The 18504-nt window shown below is 73.3% G+C and carries 22 protein-coding genes; 5 read left to right on the top strand and 17 right to left on the bottom strand.

Annotated features, from left to right (window positions below; genetic code table 11):
- Positions 1-99 precede the first annotated feature (99 nt).
- From AC0I8G_RS21835 to infC, 5 genes are all read right to left on the bottom strand, one after another.
- On the bottom strand, positions 100-1239 hold the full coding sequence (locus tag AC0I8G_RS21835; protein WP_380260014.1) for an ATP-binding protein: 1140 nt from the start codon (positions 1237-1239) through the stop codon (positions 100-102).
- A 55-nt stretch (positions 1240-1294) separates the two neighbouring features.
- On the bottom strand, positions 1295-2140 hold the full coding sequence (locus AC0I8G_RS21830) for a TrmH family RNA methyltransferase (protein WP_471731820.1): 846 nt from the start codon (positions 2138-2140) through the stop codon (positions 1295-1297).
- A gap of 55 nt (positions 2141-2195) precedes the next feature.
- Positions 2196-2585 carry a 50S ribosomal protein L20 gene (gene rplT, locus AC0I8G_RS21825; protein ID WP_328295726.1) on the bottom strand — a complete coding sequence of 130 codons (390 nt, stop codon included), beginning with the start codon at positions 2583-2585 and terminating at the stop codon, positions 2196-2198.
- 134 nt (positions 2586-2719) lie between these two features.
- The gene (gene rpmI, locus AC0I8G_RS21820) at positions 2720-2914 is read right to left on the bottom strand and encodes a 50S ribosomal protein L35 (protein ID WP_328295725.1); all 195 of its coding nucleotides are present in this window, start codon (positions 2912-2914) and stop codon (positions 2720-2722) included.
- A gap of 84 nt (positions 2915-2998) precedes the next feature.
- Positions 2999-3724, bottom strand: a complete 726-nt coding sequence (gene infC, locus AC0I8G_RS21815) for a translation initiation factor IF-3 (RefSeq protein ID WP_380260015.1) — start codon at positions 3722-3724, stop codon at positions 2999-3001.
- Between the two features lie 308 nt (positions 3725-4032).
- On the opposite strand from infC, the gene AC0I8G_RS21810 reads away from it, so the two are divergent.
- Complete coding sequence (locus AC0I8G_RS21810; protein ID WP_380260016.1) at positions 4033-4404, top strand: DUF1844 domain-containing protein; 372 nt, start codon at positions 4033-4035, stop codon at positions 4402-4404.
- On the opposite strand, the gene AC0I8G_RS21805 is transcribed toward AC0I8G_RS21810, so the two are convergent.
- Positions 4385-5617, bottom strand: a complete 1233-nt coding sequence (locus tag AC0I8G_RS21805) for an MFS transporter (RefSeq protein WP_471731803.1) — start codon at positions 5615-5617, stop codon at positions 4385-4387. The two genes, AC0I8G_RS21810 and AC0I8G_RS21805, sit on opposite strands and share 20 nt — an antisense overlap.
- 127 nt (positions 5618-5744) lie before the next feature.
- On the opposite strand from AC0I8G_RS21805, the gene AC0I8G_RS21800 reads away from it, so the two are divergent.
- On the top strand, positions 5745-6308 hold the full coding sequence (locus AC0I8G_RS21800; protein ID WP_471731802.1) for a DoxX family protein: 564 nt from the start codon (positions 5745-5747) through the stop codon (positions 6306-6308).
- A 51-nt stretch (positions 6309-6359) separates the two neighbouring features.
- Here AC0I8G_RS21800 and AC0I8G_RS21795 read toward each other — a convergent pair whose 3' ends face one another.
- The 9 genes from AC0I8G_RS21795 to AC0I8G_RS21755 form a co-directional block, all read right to left on the bottom strand.
- Positions 6360-7055 (bottom strand): SseB family protein, encoded by a 696-nt coding sequence (locus tag AC0I8G_RS21795; protein ID WP_471731801.1) that lies wholly within the window; start codon positions 7053-7055, stop codon positions 6360-6362.
- A 59-nt stretch (positions 7056-7114) separates the two neighbouring features.
- A complete protein-coding gene (gene priA / locus AC0I8G_RS21790) occupies positions 7115-7870 on the bottom strand; it encodes a bifunctional 1-(5-phosphoribosyl)-5-((5-phosphoribosylamino)methylideneamino)imidazole-4-carboxamide isomerase/phosphoribosylanthranilate isomerase PriA (protein ID WP_471731800.1) in 756 nt (251 codons plus the stop codon).
- Between the two features lie 11 nt (positions 7871-7881).
- Positions 7882-8430: a hypothetical protein gene (locus tag AC0I8G_RS21785; RefSeq protein ID WP_471731799.1), complete on the bottom strand. Its 549-nt coding sequence runs from the start codon at positions 8428-8430 to the stop codon at positions 7882-7884.
- Positions 8431-8457: 27 nt separating this feature from the next.
- Positions 8458-9099 carry an imidazole glycerol phosphate synthase subunit HisH gene (hisH, locus tag AC0I8G_RS21780; protein ID WP_471731798.1) on the bottom strand — a complete coding sequence of 214 codons (642 nt, stop codon included), beginning with the start codon at positions 9097-9099 and terminating at the stop codon, positions 8458-8460.
- Positions 9096-9695: an imidazoleglycerol-phosphate dehydratase HisB gene (gene hisB, locus AC0I8G_RS21775; protein WP_328295717.1), complete on the bottom strand. Its 600-nt coding sequence runs from the start codon at positions 9693-9695 to the stop codon at positions 9096-9098. The genes hisH and hisB overlap by 4 nt, the downstream gene beginning before the upstream one ends.
- Positions 9692-10828 carry a histidinol-phosphate transaminase gene (locus tag AC0I8G_RS21770; RefSeq protein WP_471731797.1) on the bottom strand — a complete coding sequence of 379 codons (1137 nt, stop codon included), beginning with the start codon at positions 10826-10828 and terminating at the stop codon, positions 9692-9694. The genes hisB and AC0I8G_RS21770 overlap by 4 nt, the downstream gene beginning before the upstream one ends.
- Positions 10829-10942: 114 nt before the next feature.
- Complete coding sequence (locus AC0I8G_RS21765) at positions 10943-11944, bottom strand: Gfo/Idh/MocA family protein (RefSeq protein WP_471731796.1); 1002 nt, start codon at positions 11942-11944, stop codon at positions 10943-10945.
- Complete coding sequence (locus AC0I8G_RS21760) at positions 11941-12921, bottom strand: Gfo/Idh/MocA family protein (protein WP_471731819.1); 981 nt, start codon at positions 12919-12921, stop codon at positions 11941-11943. The genes AC0I8G_RS21765 and AC0I8G_RS21760 overlap by 4 nt, the downstream gene beginning before the upstream one ends.
- A gap of 136 nt (positions 12922-13057) precedes the next feature.
- Positions 13058-13621, bottom strand: coding sequence for a TetR-like C-terminal domain-containing protein (locus AC0I8G_RS21755; RefSeq protein ID WP_471731795.1), 564 nt, complete (start codon positions 13619-13621; stop codon positions 13058-13060).
- A gap of 48 nt (positions 13622-13669) precedes the next feature.
- Here AC0I8G_RS21755 and poxB point away from each other — a divergent pair, with 48 nt between their 5' ends.
- Positions 13670-15388, top strand: coding sequence for a ubiquinone-dependent pyruvate dehydrogenase (gene poxB / locus AC0I8G_RS21750; protein ID WP_471731794.1), 1719 nt, complete (start codon positions 13670-13672; stop codon positions 15386-15388).
- 13 nt (positions 15389-15401) lie between these two features.
- Here poxB and AC0I8G_RS21745 read toward each other — a convergent pair whose 3' ends face one another.
- The gene (locus tag AC0I8G_RS21745; protein WP_471731793.1) at positions 15402-15917 is read right to left on the bottom strand and encodes a hypothetical protein; all 516 of its coding nucleotides are present in this window, start codon (positions 15915-15917) and stop codon (positions 15402-15404) included.
- Complete coding sequence (gene hisD, locus AC0I8G_RS21740) at positions 15914-17233, bottom strand: histidinol dehydrogenase (protein WP_471731818.1); 1320 nt, start codon at positions 17231-17233, stop codon at positions 15914-15916. Before hisD ends, AC0I8G_RS21745 begins: the two co-directional genes overlap by 4 nt.
- Before the next feature lie 52 nt (positions 17234-17285).
- Here hisD and AC0I8G_RS21735 point away from each other — a divergent pair, with 52 nt between their 5' ends.
- Both AC0I8G_RS21735 and ybaK read left to right on the top strand, forming a co-directional pair.
- A complete protein-coding gene (locus tag AC0I8G_RS21735; protein WP_328295709.1) occupies positions 17286-17966 on the top strand; it encodes an LON peptidase substrate-binding domain-containing protein in 681 nt (226 codons plus the stop codon).
- A gap of 10 nt (positions 17967-17976) precedes the next feature.
- A complete protein-coding gene (ybaK, locus tag AC0I8G_RS21730) occupies positions 17977-18477 on the top strand; it encodes a Cys-tRNA(Pro) deacylase (protein ID WP_471731792.1) in 501 nt (166 codons plus the stop codon).
- Positions 18478-18504: the final 27 nt, after the last annotated feature.

Here is an 18504-nt window from a genome sequence, read left to right as displayed (position 1 = left end):
CGTGGAGCGTTCCTCACTCGGGTCGTGCGGTGCGTCGGGCGGGGCTGCCTCGCGGGGTGGCCCGCGCGCCCCGATCCTCCCAGATGCGCCCGCGACCGGTCACACCGTGGGCGGCTCCCCCGCGGGGAGGCGGACGGTGAAGCGCGCACCGCCGGTGGGGGCGGAGGAGACGTCGATGTCGCCGCCGTGCGCCTCGACGAGGCCCCGGGTGACGTAGAGGCCCAACCCGGTGCCGCTGCGCCCACCGCCGTGCCAGAACTTCGAGAACACGTAGGGGCGGTTCTCCACCGGGATGCCCTCGCCCGCGTCGTCGACGACGAGCACGAGGGCCTCACCCAGACCGTCGCCGGCCGCGGCGGCCTGCGCCGCGGTGAGGACCGAGACGTCGACCACGACCGTGCCGGCGCCGTGGCGGACCGCGTTGTCGACGAGGTTCGTCACGACCTGGGCCATCCGGTCGGGGTCGGCCCACAGTTCGGGCAGGTCAGCGGCCACGGTCAGGACGAACCGTTCGTCGTCGTAGCCGGCCATCCGCAACCGGTCGACGTGCTCGCGCACGAGCGTCGCGAGGTCCATCGGGCGGCGGTGCACCGTGAGGCGGCCGGCGTCGACGCGGGCGACGTCGAGGAGGTCCCCCACCAGGCGGCTGACGCGCTCGGCGTCGGCCTGGACCGTCTGCAGCATCAGCCGCTTCTGCTCGTCGCTGAAGCGGTCCCAGCGACGCAGCAGGCTGGCGGTGAACTGCTTCACCGAGGTGAGGGGCGAGCGGAGCTCGTGCGCGACGGTCGCGATGAGGCTGGTGGTGTCCGTCTCCGCGCGCCGGCGTTCGTCCGGGGTCCGCAGGGCGAGGACCGCGCGGTCGAGGGAACCGTCCTCGGCGCGGTGGAAGCGGGCCGTGACCAGCAGCTCGGTACCGCCCGGCAGCAGCAGGAGGCGTTCCCCGTGCCCACCGGCGGTGACGCCCCCAGGGAGGTCACCGCCGCGCAGGACGTCCCACCAGCGACGGCCCGAGGTGTCCTGCAGGGGCAGCGCCCGGCGCAGCGGTGTCCCGACGAGCTCGGCCCGGGAACGGCCGAGGAGCCGTTCGGCGGCGGTGTTCAGGTCGGCCGTCGCGCCGTCACCGTCGATGATCACGATGGCGTCGGGGAGGTCGTCCAGCGTCAGCGGCGGACGGTCCACGGGCAGGGTGAGGAGCGGGGCCGACTGCGCGGCCTCGGCGCTCCCCCTCGCCTCGGGCACGGTGCGACACTAGGGCATGCGGGAGCAGGCACCAGCCCAGCGCCGTCGGACCGCCTCAGCCCGGGCGGTTCGCGCCGTCGCGCCGCTGGGCCCGTGCGCTCGCGTAGAGGCAGACGACGGCGGCCGTCGCGAGGTTGAGGCTCTCGGCGCGCCCGTGCAACGGCACCCGGACGACGGCGTCGGCGAGGGCCCGCCCGGCGTCGTCGAGGCCGGCCGCCTCGTTGCCGAAGACCCACGCCGTCCGGCGCCGCAGGTCGACCGCCCCGGTGCTGCCCGTGGCCGCGGCGTCGGCCAGGTCGTCGAGGTCCGCCTCGCCCCCGCCGTCGGCGGCGAGCACGGTGGACCCGTTGCGCTGCAGAGCCGTCACGACGTCGGCGAGCGGTACGCCGACGACCACGGGGAGGTGGAAGAGGCTGCCGGCCGTCGAGCGGACGCACTTGGGGTTGAACGGGTCGACGCTGCCCTGGGTGAGGACGACGGCGTCGGCGCCGGCCGCGTCGGCGGCCCGCAGGACGGTGCCCGCGTTGCCCGGGTCCTGGACCCGGTCGAGGACGGCGACGAGCCGCGGCTGGGTCGCGAGGACCTCGTCCAGGGTGGTGGCGGTGGTGGGGCAGACGGCCACGAGGCCCTGCGGGGTGACCGTGTCGGTCATCGCGGCCAGGACCTCGTCGGTCACGAGCCAGGTCCGCGACGGGGCTCCGGCGAGGATCTCCGGGTAGCGCCGGGCGGCGTCGTCGCTGGCGTAGAGCTCGAGGGCGGCGCCTGCGGCGACGGCCTCCCGGACGGACTGCGGACCCTCGGCGAGGAACCGGCCGTGCCGTTGACGCGCCGAACGCCCGGTCAGTGCGCGCACGGCCTTCACCCGCTCCGCTCGAGGGTTCGAGAGGAGGGGGAGGTCCAGGTGCGCCACGGCCGGGCGTCCGGTGTCGTTCAGGGTGCTCAGTCGTTCGGCGTGCTCAGGCCGCGGTGCCCTCGGCGGCCACGGGGGCGACCGGGAGCGCAGCCTTGGCGGTCGTCACCAGCGCGCTGAAGGCGGCCGGGTCGGAGACGGCGAGCTCGGCCAGCATGCGACGGTCGACCTCGATCTCAGCGGCCTTGAGGCCCTGGATGAAGCGGTTGTACGTCATGCCGTCGGCGCGCGCCGCAGCGTTGATGCGCTGGATCCAGAGACGACGGAAGTCGCCCTTGCGCGCCTTGCGGTCGCGGTAGGCGTAGACGAGGGAGTGGGTGACCTGCTCCTTCGCCTTGCGGTACAGCCGCGAGCGCTGGCCGCGGTAGCCGCTGGCCTGCTCGAGGACGGTACGACGCTTCTTCTGGGCGTTGACTGCGCGCTTCACGCGTGCCACGGGGTACTCCTAGCTGGTCGGGTCGCGGGCGGCGGCGGGACCTGGTCACGTCGTGTGCTCAGGTCGCGCGCCCGCGGTGGTCGGGGTCGTCGCGGTGCCGGTCGGTGGACCGGCCTCGCGTCAGGTCTGCAGGCTCAGCGGCCGAGGAGCTTCTTGATCTTCTTCACGTCCGCGGGCGAGACGACCTGGTCGACCGAGAGGCGACGGGTCCGCTTGCTCGACTTGACCTCGAGCAGGTGGCGCTTGTTGGCCTGCTCGCGCATGACCTTCCCGGTGCCGGTGATGCGGAAACGCTTCTTGGCGCCGGAGTGGGTCTTGTTCTTGGGCACGTCTTCTCCTGTGTTCGTGCCGGGGTGTCCCCCGGCGTGTCTGGCGGGTGCCCGCGGAACCTCACGGTCCCGCGGGCCTCGACGTCAGGACGCGGTCGCGGCCGTCTCGTCCGGTGCGACCTCGGCCACCGTCTCCGGCTGCGTGGCGGTCTCCGGCTCGGCGGCGGGCTGCGACTGCTCCGTGGGAGCCTCCTCGGCGACCGCGGCGTCCTCGGAGTCCTTGCGGCGCTTCTCCTCCGCCTTGGCTTCCGCCTTGGCCTCGGCCTTCTTCTTGTGCGGCCCGATGACCATCACCATGTTGCGGCCGTCCTGGCGCGGCGAGCTCTCGACCCCGCCCAGTTCGGCGACGTCCTCCGCGAGGCGCTGCAGCAGCCGGAAGCCCATCTCGGGGCGGGACTGCTCACGTCCGCGGAACATGATCATGACCTTGACCTTGTCCCCGGCCTTGAGGAACCGCTCGACGTGCCCCTTCTTGGTGGCGTAGTCGTGCGGGTCGATCTTGAGCCGGAAACGGATCTCCTTGAGGATCGTGTTCGACTGGTTCTTGCGGGCTTCGCGGGCCTTCATGTCGGACTCGTACTTGAACTTGCCGAAGTCCATGAGCTTGCAGACCGGCGGTCGCGCCGTGGGAGCGACCTCGACCAGGTCGAGGCCTGCTTCGTCCGCCAGCCGCAGCGCGTCCTCGACGCGCACGATGCCGACCTGTTCACCGTTGGGGCCCACGAGCCGCACCTCGGGAACACGGATGCGGTCGTTGATGCGGGGCTCGCTGATGTGCTGCTCCTTCGTCGTCGTGGGGCCGCCGGACACGAGGAAGGCCCCCGTGCTCGGACGTGAGACGGAGGCCTTGCCGGTTCCGACGACACCTGGACGTCCACGGCGTGCCCACGAGGACACGACGACGACGGGCGTCGCTGCGCTCCTCCGGGGAGGAGCACGGCGCCCCTCCGGGGAGGAGCGCGGACCGGGACCCTCGGCGCGGTGAGCACCGGGGGTGGGAGGAGGCCTCCGCTTCACGTGCCGGCCCTGCGAGACCGGTCCGCAGCCTGGGAGCGTCGAAGCCCCGCAGGTCGTGGACCGGTGACGTGTGCCGGTCGGTCGCCTGTCAGGGTATCAGCATGCAAGCTGACACGACTCCAGGTGACGATCTCGGTGGTACCGGCGCGGTGGCCGCCCGCGACATCGCCGACGTCCCCGCCGCCGAGATCATCACGACCGCCGCCGTGCACCTCATGAGCGCCGCCGCCGTGAAGTGCGGACTGGCCGAGGGGCAGGACGCGGAGGACCACCTCGACCTCGCCGAGGCCCGCATCCTCATCACCGCCCTCGCCGGGCTCGTCATCACGTCCGCCCCGGACGTCGGCGGCCAGCACGCGCGGTCCCTGCGCGACGGGCTGCGCTCGTTGCAGCTCGCCTTCCGGGAGGCCTCCGCGGTCCCCGACGAGCCCGGCAAGGGCCCCGGCGAGCGGCTCACGGGAAGCGTGGTCTGAGCTGCACGCGGGCGGCGACCACGGCGGTCGCCGCCCCCGCGCAGACCCCCAGGACACCGACGACGAGGAACGGGGTGCCCGGACCGGCGGCGTCGCTGACGGTGCCCGCGAACGGGGCCCCGACCGCCGCCCCGACCGTGGTGGCCGCGGCGTGCCACCCCATCGCCCGACCGCGGACCGACTCGTGGACCCCGTGCACGACGAGGTCGACCGTCGCGCTGATCACCGGGGCGCAGAACAACCCGGCGACGAAGGTCCCGACCGCCAGGCCGACCGGCCCGTGCACGAGGACGAGCGGGGCCGTCGCCGCGCCGAGGCAGGCCACCAGCAGCCACGGAGGCACCGAGCGCGGCAGCGCCCCGTGGACCAGTCCACCCACCACCGAGCCCGCGGCCCAGACCGCCAGCACCAGTCCGGTCCAGCGGACCGCGCCCTCCTCCCGCAACTGGGCGACGACGGCGAGGTCGGTGGCCGAGAGCACCAGGTCGGCGGCGAAGGCGCAGGCCATCGCGAGCAGCAGGGCGGAGGTCCAGACCCGCCCCGACGCGGCCGTGGCTGCGCCCTCTGCCTCGACGTCGCCCCCGGGGCTGCGCAGCGGCGGGTTCAGCGCGAACATCGCCGACGCCGAGACCACCTGCGCCGCACCGATGCAGAGCATCGCCGCCGTCGTGGAGGAGGTCAGCGCGATGGCCGTGCCGGCGGCGGGGCCGACCATGAAGGAGAACTCCACCAGCACCGCGTCGAGGGAGAAGGCCGTGCGGCGGCGCTCCGGCGCCACGAGCACGGCGAGGGACTGGCGGACCACGGTGAACACCGGCGGTCCCAGCGCGCCCGAGACGAAGGCGGCCACCAGCAGCCCCTGGTAGGGCAGGAACGGCGCCACCGACCAGCAGGCGGCCTGGGCCACGACCGTCGGCAGCAGGGCCCGCCGCAGGCCGTAGCGGTCCACCACCCAGCCCCGCCACGGCGAGCTGACGGCCGTGCCGATGGTCGCTGTCGCCCCCACCAGCCCGGCCGGGCCGTAGCCGAGGCCCAGGGTCTGCACGACGTGCAGGACGCAGACGATCCCCGCCGCGAGCGCCGGGACCCGACCGAGGGACCCGACGAGTTCGAGCGGGAGGACACCGCGGGTCCGCAGGACCTCGCCGTAGGGCGAGAACGCGCGGAGCAGCGCCGGGACGCGGGATGAGCCGGTGGGTGGAGCGGAGGACACGTCCTGCACTGTGCCAGCCGGTCACGACCCGGTCCCGACGGTTCCACCGCACCCGCCGTCGCCCGTCCGACCCGGCGGTGGTCGAATGGCCACGACCTTGAACCGGCAAGAACCTGGAGGATCCCTCGTGGCATCGAACGACCTCGGCCTGCTGGCCCTGCGACTCGGAATCGGCGGCACGCTGGTCGCCCACGGCGCCCAGAAGCTGTTCGGCGCGTTCGGCGGCGGCGGCATCGAAGGCACCGCGGGCGCCATGCACGCCATGGGCTTCCGCCCCGGCAAGCGCAACGCCGTCCTGGCCGGCGCGTCCGAAGCCGGTGGCGGAGCGCTGCTCGCGCTCGGCCTGGCCACCCCCGTCGGCGGCGCCGCCGCGGCGGCCGCGATGGCCGCAGCGGTCTTCGTGCACAAGCCCAACGGGTTCTTCGCCACCTCCGGCGGCTTCGAGTACCCGGCGGTGCTCGGGCTGGCCTCCGTCGCGCTGGCCGTGGGCGGGCCCGGCCGGTTCAGCGTCGACGGGGCCTCGGGTCACGTCTTCAACAAGGGGTGGACGACCGTCCTGGCCCTGGGGGCGGCCGGTGTCGGCGCCTACAGCACGATCAAGGCGCGCCAGGCCACCGTCGCCGCGGACGCCCAGGCGCAGGAGGCGGCCGACGCCCCCGCTGACGGCCCCGGGACGCCCGTCGCCTCCTGAACCCCCGCGGTGGTCCCGTCGCGGGCGACGGGACCACCGCTTCGGGCTGCCTCACGCAGGCAGGACCTGGAACTCCACGGACTCCGCGCGGTCGGCGACGACGCCGGTCGCGAGCCGCTCCCCCACGATGTGCAGGAGCTCGTCGAGAGCGTCCCGGCCGAGCCCGGGCCGGACCCCGAGGACCACCCGCAGCTCCGCGCCGGCACCGGGTTCGCAGCGGGTCGCGCGGATCGCGTCCAGACCCTGCGCCGCGTCGGCGACCGCCGCCCCGACCTCGGGGTCCAACGGCGCCGGAACCCACGCCGACCCCCGGGCCAGCGCCCAGAACGCGCTGCGGCGCACCACGAAGCGGACCGGACCCGCCGGGTCGAGGACGAGCACGTCACACTCCTCCTGGACCCCCGACAACGCGGCCTGCTCGGCGGGCACCGGCACCGGACGCGCGTCGGCACGCCAGGTCGTCAGGGCCGTGAGGTCGGTGAACAGCGGCAGCCCGCGGCGGCCGTCGGGCTGGGTCAGCAACGCCAGCGCCATGTCCGCGCTCTTGTCCCCACCGTGGGCGTCGAGTTCCCCGAGCTGGGCGACGACGGGGGCGAAGACCCGGCTGCCGGACAGCGCGGCGACCACGTCGCGTTCGGCGCGCACCCGGGCCGACGGGTCCTCGCCCAGCGCGGACCAGGCCGCCAGCGCGGCAGCCAGGTCCGGGGCACGACTGCCGTCGTCGGCGGCGAAGGCGTTGGGTAGCAACGTCCGTCCCGCCCACGGGACTCCCGCGGAGTCCGTGGCGCCGGGGTCGGGCGATGTGCTCAGGGTCGACCCGCCACGTCGAGCGCCTCGGGCAGGGTGAAGTTCCCGGCGTAGAGCGCCTTGCCGACGATGGCCCCCTCGACGCCGAGGCCGACGAGGTCGCGCAGCACCCGCAGGTCCTCGAGGCTCGAGACGCCCCCGGAGGCCACGACGGGGGCCTGGGTCCGGCCGCAGAACTCGCGCAGGAGCTCGACGTTCGGGCCGCGCAACGTCCCGTCCTTGGTGACGTCGGTGAGCACGTAGCGGGCGCACCCGTCGGCGTCCAGGCGGGCCAGGACCTCCCAGAGGTCGCCGCCCTCGCGGGTCCAGCCCCGGGCGGCGAGCGTCGTGCCCCGGACGTCGAGGCCGACGGCGATCCGGTCGCCGTGGCGGGCGATGGCGCCGCGGGTCCAGTCGGGGTTCTCCAGCGCCGCGGTGCCGAGGTTCACCCGCCGGCAGCCGGTGGCCAGCGCGGCCTCGAGGGAGGCGTCGTCGCGGATGCCCCCGGAGAGTTCGACGGCGACGTCGAGACGGCCGACGACCTCGGCGAGGAGTTCCCGGTTCGAACCGCGCCCGAAGGCGGCGTCCAGGTCGACCAGGTGGACCCACTCGGCGCCGGCCTGCTGCCACGCGAGCGCGGCGTCGAGCGGTGCGCCGTAGAAGGTCTCGCTGCCCGCCTCCCCCTGCACGAGGCGGACGGCCTGACCGTCGGCGACGTCGACGGCGGGCAGGAGTTCCAGCCGGGCGCTGGAGGGGAGGGTGTTCTCGCTGGTCACGGGGGGCGAGTCTACGAGGCGCTCGGGGTGCGGGGAGCGCGGACGGCCGTGGCCGCGTCCACCGGGGCCCCCTTGGCCAGCCGGCCCGCCACGACGTCACGCCGGCGCAGCGCGGCCCGCCACCCGAGCACGGTGGTGACGACGGCCCGCTCGCCGCCGGGGTGCCCCGCGACGATCTCCCAGGGTCGACGCAGGACGACCCGGGCCAGCACCCCCGCGATCAGGAGCGCCACGACCACGACGACATCCACCACGAGCAGCAGCAGCGGGATCACCAGCAGCCAGCACAGCAGGACGGCCAGCACGAGCCCCACGACGACGAGCACGATGGCCACGCCCTCGTCGAACCCGTCGAGGTCCAGGCCACCGGAGTTCCCCGAACCGCCCTGCCCAGCGCCGTCCGGCACGAGGTCGCCCAGGCCGCTGACGTCCAGGTCGGGAGACCTGCGGCGCCACCGCCGGCGGGCGATGCGTCGGGACAGGAACCGCCAGCGCGGCAGGAAGCGCACCTGCACCGTCCAGACCACCCCGTCGGGGGTGGTGACGGTGCGGGTGCGCATGCCGCCAGCGTAGGTCGGGGGACGACCTCAGGTCAGGGAGTCCACCCAGTTGCGCAGCAGCTGCGCGCCGGCGTCCCCGGACTTCTCCGGGTGGAACTGCGTGGCAGCCAGGACGCCGTTCTCGACCGCGGCGACGAACCGCGCGCCGTGCTCGGCCCAGGTGATCTGCGGCAGCGGAACCCGGCCCGCCGTGGTGTCGAGCATCTCGAAGCGCTGCACGGCGTAGGAGTGCACGAAGTAGAACCGCTCGTCCTCGACCCCCGCGAAGAGCCGGGAACCCGCCGGGGGTTCCACGGTGCTCCAGCCCATGTGCGGCACCACGTCGGCGGGGAGGCGTTCGACGGTGCCGGGCCACTGGCCCAGGCCGTCGGGGACTCCTTCACCGGGTTCGGTGGAGGTCTCGAACATGACCTGCAGACCGACGCAGATCCCCAGCACCGGGCGGCCACCGGCGAGGCGGCGGTCGACGATGGAGTCACCACCGATGGCCTGCAACCCCTGGTTCACGGCCGCGAACGCGCCGACGCCGGGGACGAGGAGGCCGTCGGCCTCCAACGCCGCCTTCCGGTCGGAGGTCAGTTCGACGTCGGCACCGACCCGTTCCAGCGCACGGACGGCGGAGCGGACGTTGCCGAACCCGTAGTCGAGGACGACGACCTTCTGCGTCACAGGGCGCCCTTCGTCGACGGGACGCCCTGGACCCGGGGATCGGGTTCGACGGCGTAGCGCAGAGCGCGGGCCAGGGCCTTGAACTGGGCCTCGACGACGTGGTGCGGGTCGCGACCGGCGAGGACGCGGACGTGCAGGCAGATCTGGGCGTGGAACGCGAAGCTCTCCAGCACGTGCCGGGTCAGGGACCCCGTGAAGTGCCCGCCGATGAGGTGGTACTCCTGTCCCTCGGGTTCCCCGGTGTGCACGCAGTACGGGCGGCCGGAGACGTCGACGACCACGTGGGCGAGCGCCTCGTCGAGGGGCACCGTGGCGTCGGCGAAGCGGCGGATCCCGGCCTTGTCCCCCAGCGCCTGCCGGAACGCCTGCCCCAGCACGATGGCGGTGTCCTCGACGGTGTGGTGGACGTCGATGTGGGTGTCGCCCTTGGCCACCACGGTGAGGTCCATCAGCGAGTGCTTGCCCAGGGCGGTGAGCATGTGGTCGAAGAACGGCACCGTGGTGGCGATCTCCGTCCTGCCGCTGCCGTCGAGGTCGAGTTCGACCAGAACGCTGGACTCGCTGGTGCTGCGTTCGATGCGGGCCGTGCGGCTCACTGGGACACCACTTCCTGGAGGGCGGTTCGGAACTGCTGCATCTCGTCGGCCGTACCGATGCTGACCCGCAGCCAGCCGGCGGGACCGGTCTCGCGGATGAGGACCCCGTGCTCCAGCAGACCCTGCCAGACCGCGTGCCGGTCCTCGAAGCGACCGAACAGGACGAAGTTCGCGTCCGAGTCGGCGACGTCGAAACCGCGCTCGCGCAACCACTGCACGGTCTCGTCCCGGCGCTGCCGGAGCTCGTCCACCGTCGACAGCAACCGCTGCGAGTGCTTGAGCGCCGCCCGGGCGGTCGCCTGGGTGATCGCCGAGAGGTGGTAGGGCAACCGGACGATCCGGAGCGCGTCGACGAACGCGACCGAGGACGCGAGGTACCCGACGCGAGCCCCCGCCAGGGAGAACGCCTTGCTCATCGTCCGGCTCACGGCGAGGTTCCCGTGGCGGGGCAACAGGTCCAGCGCGCTCGGGGTGCCGGCGCGGCGGAACTCGCCGTAGGCCTCGTCCACGACGACGACAGCGCCCTGGGACAACCGGGAGCACTCCTCGAGCACGGCCTCGATCGTCGACAGCGGCAACGCCGTGCCCGTCGGGTTGTTGGGGCTGGCGAGCAGCACGACGGAGGGGCGGTGTTCCCGGACCATCGCCCGCGCGTGCTCGACGTCGACGGTGAAGGCGTCCGTGCGCTGCCCCACGACCCAGGTGGTCTGGGTGTCGCGCGCGTACTCGGGGTACATCGAGTACGTCGGCGCGAAGCTCAGCGCGCGCCGGCCCGGACCGCCGAAGGCCTGCAGGACGTGCAGCATCACCTCGTTGGAACCGTTCGCGGCCCAGACCTGCTCGGGTTCCAGCTCCGCGCCCGACTCCGTCCGCAGGAACGCGGCGAGGTCGGCGCGCAGGTCGAGGAACTCGCGGTCCGGGTAGCGGTTCAGCCCCACAGCGGCCTGCGCGACGGCCGCCGCGATGTCGGCGACGATCTCCGGCGCGACCGGGTAGGGGTTCTCGTTGACGTTGAGCACGACCGGCACGTCCAGCTGCGGCGCACCGTAGGGGTGCTCGTCGCGGAGGTCCTCGCGCAGCGGGAGGTCGGCCAGGGTGGTCGCCCGGCTGGTGCGGTCGGTCGTGTCGGTCACGCGCGCCAGTCTCCCAGACCGGGAGGGCAGGTCGTCGCCCCCCGTCGGCGACGCGCACCCACCGACGACCCGCGATCTTGCCGGGAGTCCCAGCGAGATCGCGGGTCGGAGGGGTCAGATGGTCATGACCTTGGCGATGGTGCCGGTGCGGGCGCCCTCGTAGGCCGCGAGCAGGACGCCGAGCACGGCGATGCCCTCGACCTCGGTGTGGATGGGGCGCCGGCCCTCGCGCAGGCAGTCGGCGAAGTCGCCGATCTCGGTGACGAACGCGTCGATCTCGGGAAACTCGAAGGTCTCCTCCTCGCCCGAGCGCAGCCGGTAGGTGACGGAGTTCGAGGTGCCGGTGAGGGAGCCGAGCTCACCGACGACGGAGAACTTCTCGGTGCCGGGGGCCGGGTCGTAGGCCCAGCTGGTGACCATCTGGCCGACGACGCCGTTCTCGAAGCGGACCAGCACCTGGGCGGAGTCCTCGCCCTCCATGAACTTCAGCCGGTGCGTCGAGAGGAACGCGGTGGCCTCGACCGGCTGGGCGTTGGCCAGGTGCAGCAGCAGGTACGTCGGGTGGTAGCCGGTGTCGATGAGCTCGCCGCCCCCGCTGGTCTTGGCCGAGGCGCGCCACCCCATGTTGGAGGGGTCGAAGTCGTTGTGGAAGCTGTCGGTCGTACGGACCTCGTAGACCGTGCCGAGCGTCCCTGCGTCCAGGAGTTCCCTCGCCTTCGCGACGGAGGGGAAGAACAGCTGGTTGTGCGCGCACATCAACGTGACCTGGTTGGCCTGGATCGCCTCGGCGACCCGCTTCGCCTCCTCGACGGTGAGGCACAGCGGCTTCTCGCACAGGACGTGCTTGCCGGCCTCGGCCGCGGCGACGATCGCGTCCGCGTGCAGGTGGTGCGGGAGGCAGATGTCGACGGCGTCGATGTCGGCGCTCGCGAGCATCTCGCGGTAGTCGGTGTAGGGCTGCGCGGACAGTTCCGCGGCGCGGGTGGTGGCGGCCTCCTCGACGACGTCGGCGACCGCGGTCACGACGATCTTGTCGGCGTGCGCGCGGTAGCCCTTGACGTGGGCGCGGGTGATGCCGCCGCCACCGATCAGGCCGACCTTGACGACGTCGCTCACAGTGCTTCTCCCTGGGGTGCGGATGCTGCTTCGTTGGACCGCACGACGAGCCGGGTGAGTTCCACGGCACGGTGCAGGTTCTCCTGCGCCACCGTCGCGTCGCTCGCATGGGAGACCCACTGCGAGAACGGTTCCGGGGCGTCGGCGGGAACGGTCAGTTCCTCGGTGGCACCGTCGGGGCGGCGGCGCCACAGTCGGCCGCCGCCGTCGTCGGTGTAGTGGACGCTGCCCTCGGTGCCGTGCACGTCGATGGTGAACGCGTCGTTGCTCACGAAACCGGCCTCGATGACGCCGAGGGCTCCGGTGTCGTAGCCGAGGGTCACCACGGCGTGGTCCTCGACCTGGCGGCCGGTGACGTTGCCGTACACGGCGCGGACGATCTCCGGGTCCTCGCCGAGGAGGAGCTGGGTGAGGTAGACCGGGTGGCACCCGAGGTCGGTGAGCGCGCCGCCGACGCTGGGGACCGGGTCGAAGAACCGGTCCGGCAACCAGCCGGGGTTCCCGCCGTGCACCGCGCCGTCGTGCGAGAGTCGCACCCGGGCGTAGGTCACCTCCCCGAGCTCGCCGGAGGCGACGACGTCACGCACGGCGAGGGTGTAGCCCTGCGAGAGCCGGGGCAGCGAGACGACGAGGGCGAGACCGGCCTCGGCGGCCTGCGCGACCAGCTGTTCGCACTCCTGCACCGTGGGGGCGAGCAGCTTCTCGGTGAACACGTGCTTGCCGGCGGCGAGCGCCTTGCCGATCACCTCGGTGTGCCGGGTGGTCTCGGTGGTGACCGTCACCGCGTGGACGTCGTCACGGGCGAGCAGGGCGTCGAGGTCGCCGGTGTACTCGATCCCGAAGTCGGTGGCGAGGGCCTGGCCGAGTTCGGGGTCGTGGTCCCACGCGGCGATCAGCGTGGTGTCGGGGTGGGCCGCTGCGGAGCGGGCGTAGTCCTTGGCGTGGACGTGCCAGCAACCGAGCACGGCCACGTTCATGTGGGGCACGGGGGTGTTTCCTCCGGGGACGCTTCATCGGGTCGTGACGGGGAAACGCTAGGTCACCCGCGCCCTCACGCGGAAGGGCCCGCGCCGAGCAATCTGGGAACGTTCGCATCCGCGCGCGGACGGGACGTCAGCAGAACCCGCCGAAGAGGTCGAGGACGTCGTCGACCAGTGCGTCGTCGACGGGCCCGTGCCCGAAGAGGAGCCGGTGGTAGAGCGGTGCGAAGAGGACGTCGACGGCGGCCTCGACGTCGATCCCGGGACGTACCTCCCCCGCGGCCTGGCCTCGACGCAGCAGGGCGGCGGCGACCGCCCGGCGCGGACCCAGCCAGTGCTCGACGAGGTCGCGGCGCAGTCCGGGCTCCGCCGCGACCTGGGCCGTGACGGCGCGCAGCGCGGCGCCGGTCCGGCCGTCGTCGGTCAGCAGCGCGACCAGTCCGTGCATCTGGTGGGCCAGCGCATCGCGCACGCTCGGCTCACCGGAGTGCTCGAAGGAGTGGGCCGTCCCCTCCAGCAGGGCGTCGAGGACGAGCGCCGCCGGGGAGTCCCACCACTTGTAGACCGTCACGCGGCTGACGCCGGCCCGGGCGGCGATGGCCGAGAACGTCGCGGCCGCGAGCCCCCCTTCGGCGACCAGGTCGACAGCCGCTTCGAGAGCGGCCCGTCGGGTCTCCTCGCTGCGCGGTCTGGCCACGTGGTCCTCCCTCAGCACCATTGGTGAACAAGTCGTACAGTAACGGACATGGCTACCGTCGCACAGCACCTCGTCGCCACCCTCAAGGCCCACGGCGTCCGCCGCGTCTACGGACTGCCGGGAGACTCCCTCAACGGCCTCACCGACGCGCTGCGCCGCGACGGGACGCTGGACTGGGTCCACGTCCGCCACGAGGAGGCCGCCGCCTTCGCCGCCGCGGCCGACGCGCACACCACGGGCGAGCTCGCCGTCTGCGCGGGCAGTTGCGGTCCGGGGAACCTGCACCTCATCAACGGCCTGTTCGACGCCCAGCGCAGCCGGGTCCCGGTGCTGGCCATCGCCGCCCACATCCCGGGCATGGAGATCGGCAGCGGGTACTTCCAGGAGACCCACCCGCAGGAACTGTTCCGCGAGTGCAGCGTCTACTCCGAGCTCGTCTCCTCCGCCGAGCAGCTCCCCCGCGTCCTCGAGATCGCGATGCGGCAGGCCGTCGAGAAGCGCGGTGTGGCCGTCGTGGTCGTCCCCGGCGAGATCCTGCTGGCGCGTTCCACCCAGGAGCGCATCGCGACGATCCGCCGCACCGACCCCGTGGTGCGCCCCAGCGACGCCGAGCTCACCGAGGCCGCGACCCTGCTGAACGCTGCCGGGAAGGTGACCGTCCTGGCCGGAGCGGGCGCCGAAGGAGCGCACGCGGAACTGCTGGCCCTGGCCGACGCCCTGGGCGCGCCGATCGTGCACTCCTTCCGCGGCAAGGAGTTCGTCGAGCACGACAACCCCTACGACGTCGGCATGACCGGGTTGCTGGGCTACGCCTCGGGGTACCGGGCGATGGAGGACTGCGACACCCTGCTGATGCTGGGGACCGACTTCCCCTACCAGCAGTTCTTCCCCCAGCACGCCACGGTGATCCAGGTCGACGTCCGCGGGGAGCAGCTCGGCAAGCGGGTCCCCCTCGACCTCGCCCTGGTCGGGACCGTCCGCGACACCGCGGCCGCCTTGCTGCCCCGGATCGTGCGCAAGAGCGACCGCGGCCACCTCAACGAGGCCCGCAAGCACTACGCGGCCACCCGGGACAAGCTCGATGAGCTCGCCACGCCCGGACGCGGACCGATCCACCCGCAGTACCTCGCCCGCCTCGTCGACGAGCTCGCCACCGACGACGCCGTCTTCATCCCCGACGTCGGCTCCCCCGTCGTGTGGGCCGCCCGCTACCTCACGATGAACGGCCGGCGCCGGCTCATCGGGTCCTTCAACCACGGCACGATGGCCAACGCCCTGCCGCACGCCATCGGCGTGCAGTCCGCGTTCCCGGACCGCCAGGTCGTCGCGCTGGCCGGTGACGGCGGGCTGACCATGCTGCTCGGCGAGCTCATCACCCTGGTCCAGAACCGGCTGCCGGTGAAGGTCGTCGTCCTGAACAACTCCTCGCTGAACTTCGTCGAGCTCGAGATGAAGGCGGCCGGGTTCGTCACCTACGGCACGGGCCTGGAGAACCCGAACCTCGCCGACGTGGCCCGCGCGATCGGGCTGCACGCCCAGCGGGTCGAGAAGGCCGACGACCTCGCCGGCGCGCTGGAAGCCGCCTTCGCCCACGACGGGCCCGCGCTCGTCGACGTCGTGACCGAGCGGCAGGAGCTGTCGATGCCGCCGAGCGTCACCGCCGAACAGGCGAAGGGCTTCACGCTCTACGCCATCCGGACGGTCCTCTCCGGCCGCGGCGACGAGCTGTTCGACCTGGCGAAGGCGAACCTGCGTCAGCTGCTCTGACCGGGCCGCCGGGTCAGCCGGGGGCGTCGGGAGTGTCGGCGTCAGGGGTCTGGTCGTCGTTCCTGCCGCGGAACAGCTTCCAGAACGCACCGATCCGGCTGCCCTCACCCCCGGCGGCGGCACCCGCCGCCTCGGCGGGGTCGAGGCGGCCGAGCACGAGCTGCTGCACGACGTCTGGCCAGATCGACAGCAGCAGACCGGGTTTCGGGTCGTCACCGCGCTGACCACCGACCCAGGTCTGTCCCTCGATGGAGTCCTCGCCGACGGTGAGGAGCACGATCTCGGCCCCCTGGAGCACACCGGACAACGTCTGCGCGTCGGCCTCCCCCGTACCCGGGTCCTCGGTCACGAGGACGCACCCGAGTCCCTTCACGGGGACGACGAAGGCGTTGACCTTCGCGATCGTGCAGACCTCGGCGAGCTTCCTGGCGTTGGCCACCGGGGCCACCAGGACGGAACGGACCGGCTCCTTCGGGCCGAAGGCCTTCTCGAACTCCGCGTCGAAGTCGAAACCGCTGTCCTCGCTCATGCGCCGAACCGGGCCGTCACCGCTTCGCCGTGGGCGGGCAGGTCCTCGGACTCCGCGAGTGCCACGACGTGGGGGGCGACCTCGCGCAACGCCGCCTCGTCGTAGTCGATGACGTGGACGGCGCGCAGGAAGGTCTGCACGCTCAGGCCCCCGGCGTGCATCGCCGTGCCCCCGGTCGGCAGGACGTGGTTGGAGCCGGCGCAGTAGTCGCCCAGCGACACCGGCGAGTGGGCCCCCACGAAGACGGCCCCGGCGTTGCGGACCCGGGCCGCGACCGCGCGGGAGTCGGCGGTCTGGATCTCGAGGTGCTCGGCGGCGTAGCCGTCGACGACGGCGAGGCCGTCGTCGAGGGAGTCGACCAGGACGATCCCGGACTGCCTGCCCCGCAGGGCCTCCTCGATGCGGCCGGAGTGCTTGGTCGCGGCGACCCGCTTCTCCAGCTCGACGTCGACGGCGTCCGCGAGCGCCACCGAGGGGGTGATGAGGACGGCGGCGGCCATCGGGTCGTGCTCGGCCTGGCTGACCAGGTCGGCGGCGACGTGCACGGGGTCGGCGGTGTCGTCGGCGAGGACGGCGATCTCGGTCGGGCCGGCCTCGGAGTCGATGCCGACGACGCCCTGGACGTAGCGCTTGGCGGAGGCGACGTAGATGTTGCCCGGGCCGGTGACGACGTCCACGGGCCGGACGACGACGGTCCCGTCGGCGTCGCGGGCGCCGTAGGCGAACATCGCGATGGCCTGCGCCCCGCCCACGGTGTAGACCTCCTCGACGCCCAGCAGCGCGCAGGCGGCCAGGATCGTCGGGTGCGCGGAGCCGCCGAACTCCTTCTGCGCCGGGGTGGTGACGGCGATGGAGGCGACCCCGGCGGCCTGGGCCGGGACGACGTTCATGACCACGCTGGAGGGGTAGACCGCGCGGCCGCCGGGGACGTAGAGCCCGACCCGCCCAACGGGGATCCAGCGTTCGGTGACGGTGCCGCCGGGCGCGACCTGCGTCGTGGTGTCGGTGCGGCGCTGGTCGTCGTGCACGAGCCGCGCCCGCCGGATCGACTCCTCCAGCCCGGCCCGCACCTGCGGGTCGAGGGCCGCCAGCGCGTCGGTCAGGGCCTGGGCCGGGACCCGGACGTCGGTGATGGCGACGCCGTCGAAGCGTTCGGTGAGCTCCAGGAGGGCGAGGACACCGCGGGTGCGCACGTCCTCGCAGATCGGGGCGACGGTCGCGATGGCGGCGGCCACGTCGACGTCGGCGCGCGGGACGATCGACCGCAGCGCCATGGCGTCGAGGGTCGTTCCACGCAGGTCGGTGCGGGCCAGCAGGGGGGGCGTCACGGTGGGTCAGTCTAGAGCGCGTGGGCCGTAGGGTGGCCGCGTGCCGCAACGTCTTCCGCTGTTCCCGCTGGGCAGCGTCCTCTTCCCCGGGCTCGTGCTGCCCCTGAACGTCTTCGAACCGCGCTACCGGCTGCTCGTGCAGGACCTGGTGGCGGGCGCCGAGGACGAGGACGCCGTCCGCGGCTTCGGGGTCGTGGCGATCAAGGCGGGGCACGAGGTCGGCGAGGGCAACGCGCAGGCCCTGCACGAGGTGGGCTGCGTGGCCCTGCTGCGCGAGGTCACCGAGACCGAGGACGGCCGCTACGAGCTGGTCACCGTCGGCGCCAGCCGGTTCAAGGTCGTCGGGATCGACGAGTCCGCGGGGACGCCGTACCTGACGGGGCTCGTCGAGCCGTTCGGGGACGACGACACCGAGGACGACGAGGACGAGGGCGGTCTGCAGCTGCTCTCGGCGGCCGTCGCCCGCCGCTTCGAGGAGTACCGCGAGGTCCTGGACATCGGCGGCGCCGAGGCGCCAGAGGACCCGCGGGTCATGTCCTACCTGGTGGCGGCCGCGATGGTCCTGTCCCTGGACCAGCGCCAGGCGCTCCTCGAGGCACCCGACACCGCGACTCGGCTGCGCACCGAACTCGCCGTGCTGAAGCAGGAGATCGCGTTGGTCGAGACCTTCGGCGCGGTTCCCGCGACGGAACTCCCGGACCTCCCCGCGAACCCGAACTGACGCCCGTCCCGTGGCCAGGAAGAACGCGGACACCGGCACACCGGCGCTCAGGCTGCTGACCGAGCGCGGAGTCGTGCACACCCTGCACCCCTACGACCACGAGGCGCACGACGGTTTTGGGGACGAGGCCGTCCGCGCCCTGCAGGCCGCCGGAGTCGACGTCGACGAGCACCGGGTCTTCAAGACGCTGCTCGCCGACGTCGACGGCCGACTGGTCTGCGCCGTGGTGCCCGTCGCCCGGATGCTGGACCTCAAGGCGCTCGCGAGCGCGGCCGACGGCAAGAAGGCCGTCATGGCCGATCCGGGCCGGGCGCAGCGCAGCAGCGGCTACGTCGTCGGCGGGATCAGCCCGCTGGGGCAGAAGACCGCTCTGGCCACGTTCGTGGACGAGAGCGCGGAGTCGTACGAGACGGTCCTCGTGAGCGCCGGACGGCGTGGGCTGCAGGTGGAGCTGGCTCCTGCGGACCTGGTGGCCGCGACGGCGGCGACGGTGGCCGCGATCAGCCGGTGAACCACGTCGACCCCCGCACGGGGTGTC

Source organism: Kineococcus sp. AC630, from assembly GCF_979255925.1.
Note: the sequence above shows the minus strand (reverse complement) of the source record. Positions and strands in the feature narration are given on the sequence as shown.

Coding starts and splice junctions, on each gene's coding strand:
- AC0I8G_RS21810 (WP_380260016.1), top strand. CDS start 4,033: ATGCAAGCTGACACGACTCCAGGTGACGATCTCGGTGGTACCGGCGCG.
- AC0I8G_RS21785 (WP_471731799.1), bottom strand. CDS start 8,430: ATGCGCACCCGCACCGTCACCACCCCCGACGGGGTGGTCTGGACGGTG.
- AC0I8G_RS21760 (WP_471731819.1), bottom strand. CDS start 12,921: ATGAACGTGGCCGTGCTCGGTTGCTGGCACGTCCACGCCAAGGACTAC.
- poxB (WP_471731794.1), top strand. CDS start 13,670: ATGGCTACCGTCGCACAGCACCTCGTCGCCACCCTCAAGGCCCACGGC.
- AC0I8G_RS21745 (WP_471731793.1), bottom strand. CDS start 15,917: ATGAGCGAGGACAGCGGTTTCGACTTCGACGCGGAGTTCGAGAAGGCC.